We start from the raw sequence: 4,613 nt of genomic DNA on the forward strand, positions 1-4,613 counted from the left end.
CGGCAGCCGCAATCTGCACGCCTGCTTCCGCGAGGGCGCCCGCCGGTTCGGCTGGGCCGACCGCGACCCGCGCCCCGGCCTGCGACGCGACGGGCGCTGGCTGCTCGGCACCGGCACGGCGGCGGCCTCCTTCGGCGCGGGAGCCGCTCCGTCCACGGCATCCCTGACGGCCGAGACCGACGGCACGTTCACCGTGCGGATCAACGCGGCGGACATCGGGACCGGAGCGCGCACCGCGCTCACCCTGGTCGCCGCCGACGCGCTGGAGGTGACACCGGAGCGGGTCCGGGTGCGGATCGGCGACAGCGACTTCGGACCGGCCATGATCGCCGGCGGCTCGATGGGCACCCGCTCGTGGGCCTGGGCGGTCACGGCCGCCGGCACCGAACTGAGGGAACGGCTCGCCCTGGGCGACGGCGTCCCCCCGGAGGGCATCACCGTCCGCTCCGACACCACCGCCGCCATCGGTGCCCTCGCCCAGAAGGAACGCCACTCCTACGGCGCCCAGTTCGCCGAGGTCGCCGTGGACCCCGCCACCGGCGAGGTACGCGTGCGGCGCATGCTCGGCGTCTTCGCGGCGGGCAGGATCGTCAACCCCCTCACCGCCCGCAGCCAGTTCATCGGCGGTATGACCTGGGGCATCTCGATGGCCCTCCACGAGGAGGCGGTACGCGACCGGGCCTCCGGCGGCCACTACGGCGCCGACCTCGCCGGCTACCACGTGGCCGCGCACGCCGACGTGCCCGCCGTCGAGGCCGCCTGGGTGGACGACCCCGACCCCGAGGATCCCGTCGGCATCAAGGGCATCGGCGAGATCGGCATCGTGGGCGCGGCGGCCGCCGTCGCCAACGCGGTCTGGCACGCCACCGGCGTACGCCACCGCCACCTGCCCATCCGACCCGACCGCGTCCTGACGGCGGGCCGGGATGCTTGACGCGGCCACCGAGCTGAGTGCGTGGGCCGAGGAGGGCCGGGACTTCGCCGTCGCCACCGTCGTGGCGGTGAGCGGCAGCGCCCCGCGCGGTCCCGGCGCGGCCCTCGCCGTCGACAGCCGGGGCGCGGCCGTAGGTTCGGTCTCCGGCGGGTGCGTCGAGGGCGCGGTGTACGAGCTGTGCCAACAGGCGCTGGCAGACGGTGAGACCGTGCTCCAGCGCTTCGGCTACAGCGACGAGGACGCCTTCGCCGTAGGCCTGACCTGCGGCGGCGTCATCGACATCCTGGTCACCCCCGTCACCGCCGGGTCACCGGCCCGAGCGGTACTGCACGCCGCGCTCTCGGCCGCCGCCCAGGGCGAACCGACCGCCGTCGCCCGCGTCGTCCGGGGCCCGGCCGAACTTCTCGGGCATGCCCTGCTCGTACGCGCCGAGGGGGCGTACGACGGAGTGCGTGACGGTGCGTACGACGGAGTGCGTGACGGTGCGTACGACGGGGGGCGTGACGAGGCGTACGACGGGGGGCGTGACGGCGGCTACGAAGGCGGTCTCGGCGGGCACCCCGACCTGGACCGGGCGGCCGTCGCCGAGACCCGGGCCATGCTGGACAGCGGACGCACGGGCACGATCGAGCTCTCGGCGGACGGATCGCACTGCCCCGGCGGCCTCACCCTCCTCGTGGAGACGCGGGTGCCGCCACCCCGCATGATCGTGTTCGGGGCGATCGACTTCGCGGCGGCGCTGGTGCGCGCGGGCAAGTTCCTCGGCTACCACGTCACCGTGTGCGACGCCCGGCCGGTCTTCGCCACACGGGCTCGCTTCCCCGAGGCCGACGAACTCGTGGTGGACTGGCCGCACCGCTACCTCCGGCGCACCGGGACGGACAGCCGTACGGTCCTGTGCGTGCTCACCCACGACGCCAAGTTCGACATCCCGTTGCTGACGACGGCCCTGCGGATGCCGGTCGCGTTCGTGGGCGCGATGGGCTCCCGCCGCACGCACGCCGACCGCGACCGGCGGTTGCGCGAAGTCGGCCTCACAGAGCGGGAGTTGGCCCGGCTCAGGTCCCCGATCGGGCTCGACCTCGGCGCCCGTACGCCCGAGGAGACCGCCCTGTCCATCGCGGCGGAGATCGTCGCGGCCCGGCGTGGCGGCACAGGCGTACCACTGACCGGGTCGGGGACGCCGATCCACCGGGAGGCGGGCGAGCAGGAGGCGGGGGAGCGGCAGGCCGTGGCGGCGGCCTGAGTACCTGGGCCGGGACGACTGAGTACGCGCGCCGATGCGCCGCACCACGGGCCGCTGGTCCACTGTCGTCATGGACACGCACCCCTCGCGCCCGCGCCCCCTCCGGAACGTCACCGCCACGGCCACCGCCACCGGTTCGGCCCTCGCGGTGGTGCTGCTGCCACTGGTGGTCGGGGCGTTGGTGGCCCGGTCGGTCGGCGGTGACCCGATGGCGTCGGTCAACGCCCTGATCGCGGGCGGCGGGGAGCGGGCGAGGCTGTCCCCGAGCCAGCTGCCCGTCCTGCGGGGCATACGCACGGCGCCCCGCAGGATGGGCGCGCAGCTGGCACGGCGACGGTCGGCGGACGGCCGTCCGCTGCTGAACGGCCGTCTGCCGGGGCGACGGCTACTGGCCCGCCGTGAGGACGTACGTGTTGAGGTTCCCCACCGTAGTGAGCGGTGACGGCGAGCCCAGCTCGTAGCGGTCCACGGCGAGGTAGTTGGGCTTCTTGCGCGCGGCCGGAGTGCAGAAGTTCTGCGCACGGTTGAGGAGCTTGGCGTTGTCCGTCTCGGCCGTGCCGCTGATCGTGTAGTCGCGGAAGTGGTTCATGACGAACAGCGGGTGGAAGGCGGTCGAGTCCGTGGTGAGCGGTCTGCTCGTGCCCCAGCGGCTGTAGCAGGACCAGTCGGAGCCACCGAGCCCACCGCCCATGGACCAGTAGTTCTCCACGGTCCACTCGCGCTGGTACATCACCCCGAAGGTGTTCCGGGTGGTCTGGCCGGCGGAGACGTCGCTCGCGCGCGTGCGGTCGCTGAAGAGCAGCAACTGCTTGCCCCGCGCGGCGAGGTCCGCCATCGTCGGCCAGCCGGCCGTCGCCACGCCCTCCTGGTCGGGCCGGTACAGCACGTCGGACAGACCGGTGACGGAGGCCAGCGACGACTTCAGTACGTCGGAGGCGGTGTAGTCCTCCAGGAAGACGGTCACGAACTGACCGGGGTTGGCCTTGAGGAAGTCGACCATGCGCTGCAGGTCGGTGGCCAGCGGAACCGGACTGCCGACCCCGTCACAGCTGTTGTGACAGAGCATCGCCTGCCCCGACACGGTGTACGCGTCCAGCATGAACCCCCTCACCCCGTCCGTCAGTTGCCGGCTGACACCGCGCGACTGGTTGGGGAGAAGACTGACGGGGAACGAGGCGAAGTTGCCGTCGACGCCGTTGGCGTAGGCGTTGTGCGAGGTGAGGAACGAGACCTGGTCGAGGGTGCGGGTGTCGGTGGACGGCATCGCCGTCGTGGCGTGGGTGACCGGTGTCAGGTACCAGCGGGCGTGGTCGCCGCTCGACCCGATCTGCACGAGGGAGGAGTCGGAGGAGGCGCCCGTCAGGTACTGCGAGGTGCCTGGTACGCCGATCCTGTACGTGCTGTTCGTGGCCTCGGTGATCGTCCACGTGGTGCCGTCCGCGCCGCAGGCCGCGGTCACCGCCGAGGTGCCGCCGCGCCCGAGGCAGATCCCCGACTCGTCGGCGTTGCGCAACTGGTGGCCGCCGCTGACGGCGACCGGGGTCCACTGCTGGTGGTCCTCGTTGCCCTTGGGGTTGTGCGCGGCGACCGTGCCGCTGCTGTCCGCCGCGTTGAGACCGGAGACGGCGTTCTGCAGATAGACCGAGTACGCGGGGACCGCCGCGGCGGCGGGACCCGAGAACGCGACGGGCGCGCCCAGGGCGAGCACGGCGACCGCGCCGAGGGCGCGGGCACGGGCGCGAGGGCGCGAACGGGGACGGGGATGGGGACGGGACAGGCTCACGGGGTTCCTTCCACTCCGGCGCACCGGGTTGATGTCAGAGGCATGACACACCGAGTGGCGGGTCGCGCGCCAGCCCCGTCACATGAAGACATCACGAGCGCGAACTCGTCGTCGCCGAAAGGTACTCGGCCGAGGAAAGTTTGTGATTCAAGCAAGTCTTGGGGATTCTGTGGAGAAGATCTGTCTAAACTCTGGAATCCGTCCGAAGAGAGTCCAAGCGTGAGTGAACCGACAGCCCCTGCCTGTCCGCAGTGCGGTACGCCCCGGGCGGCGGACGGCACTCCGGCCTGCTCCTGCGGCCGCCTGGCGTCGGAAGCTCATCGGGACATCCGTACGGCGCAGGCCGAGGCCGCGGAGGACTTCGACCCGGTCCGTATAAGGCCGTTCGTGAAGGTCGGTGACGACAGCGATCCGGTCGCCGCCCCGCAGGCCGCCGCCCCGCAGGCCGGCGCACGCGAGCCGCAGCCCGGTGTCCCGGAAGAAGGCGACGCGCCGACGGCGGCCCCCGCCGAGCCGCGCCACGCACCGGCCGCTCCCTTCGACGAAGAGCCCCTCCTCGACGAAGAGCCTCCCCACGACGAGCAACCTCCCCTCGACGAACAGCCTCCCGGCGGCCGTACCCGGGCCGGCCGCCGGTGGCGCCGGGCGGC

General features: G+C 72.9%; 4 protein-coding genes and 1 pseudogene. 4 read left to right on the forward strand and 1 reads right to left on the reverse strand.

Annotation, left to right across the window (positions count from 1 at the left end; all coding sequences use genetic code 11):
- The 3 genes from AWZ10_RS26940 to AWZ10_RS26950 form a co-directional block, all read left to right on the forward strand.
- A partial coding sequence (locus AWZ10_RS26940) for a xanthine dehydrogenase family protein molybdopterin-binding subunit (protein WP_159058346.1) occupies nt 1-934 on the forward strand: 934 nt, incomplete at its 5' end.
- A complete protein-coding gene (locus tag AWZ10_RS26945; RefSeq protein WP_060892252.1) occupies nt 927-2,180 on the forward strand; it encodes an XdhC family protein in 1,254 nt (417 codons plus the stop codon). The genes AWZ10_RS26940 and AWZ10_RS26945, both read left to right, overlap by 8 nt.
- Nucleotides 2,181-2,250: 70 nt before the next feature.
- The gene (locus AWZ10_RS26950) at nt 2,251-2,622 is read left to right on the forward strand and encodes a hypothetical protein (protein WP_079104449.1); all 372 of its coding nucleotides are present in this window, start codon (nt 2,251-2,253) and stop codon (nt 2,620-2,622) included.
- Here AWZ10_RS26950 and AWZ10_RS26955 read toward each other — a convergent pair.
- A complete protein-coding gene (locus AWZ10_RS26955) occupies nt 2,566-3,963 on the reverse strand; it encodes a phosphoinositide-specific phospholipase C-related protein (RefSeq protein WP_060892254.1) in 1,398 nt (465 codons plus the stop codon). The genes AWZ10_RS26950 and AWZ10_RS26955 overlap by 57 nt on opposite strands.
- Nucleotides 3,964-4,182: 219 nt before the next feature.
- On the opposite strand from AWZ10_RS26955, the pseudogene AWZ10_RS53930 reads away from it, so the two are divergent.
- A pseudogene (locus AWZ10_RS53930) lies at nt 4,183-4,613 on the forward strand (peptidoglycan-binding domain-containing protein); the annotation flags it as partial.

It is taken from the genome of Streptomyces europaeiscabiei, from assembly GCF_001550375.1.
In the GTDB taxonomy this organism is placed as follows: Bacteria; Actinomycetota; Actinomycetes; order Streptomycetales; family Streptomycetaceae; genus Streptomyces; species Streptomyces europaeiscabiei.

Excerpts from the sequence above, each read along its gene's own strand:
- AWZ10_RS26945 (WP_060892252.1), top strand. The coding sequence starts at position 927 with ATGCTTGACGCGGCCACCGAGCTGAGTGCGTGGGCCGAGGAGGGCCGG.
- AWZ10_RS26950 (WP_079104449.1), top strand. The coding sequence starts at position 2,251 with ATGGACACGCACCCCTCGCGCCCGCGCCCCCTCCGGAACGTCACCGCC.